Origin of the sequence: Bartonella sp. AP58NXGY, assembly GCF_042195785.1 — a bacterium.
Lineage (GTDB): Bacteria > Pseudomonadota > Alphaproteobacteria > Rhizobiales > Rhizobiaceae > Bartonella.
In genome coordinates, this window is record NZ_JBHIOY010000312.1 from 1 (window position 1) to 266 (window position 266).

The window sequence follows — 266 nt, forward strand, 5'->3', positions numbered from 1 at the left end:
CCACCTCCCATGGCTTCTAACATGATAAGATCTCCTTTCTTTATCCTTCCATCGCAAAGAGCTGTTGTTAAAGCCAACGGAACGGATGCTGCAGACGTGTTACCGTGTTGATTAATGGTAATCACAACTTTATCTGGTGAAATTTTCAGCTTTTTAGCAGATGCTTCAATAATGCGCTTATTAGCCTGGTGAGGGACAAACCAATCGAGTTGTGAAGAATCTATACCTGCAGCTGCAAAACAATCATCAACCACATCCGTTATCAT

The 266-nt window shown here is 41.7% G+C and carries 1 protein-coding gene; it reads right to left on the bottom strand.

Going from position 1 to position 266, the window contains the following annotated elements; genetic code table 11:
• On the bottom strand, positions 1-266 hold a 266-nt coding region (locus ACFINC_RS11115; protein ID WP_375617239.1), incomplete at both ends, for a 3-oxoacyl-[acyl-carrier-protein] synthase III C-terminal domain-containing protein.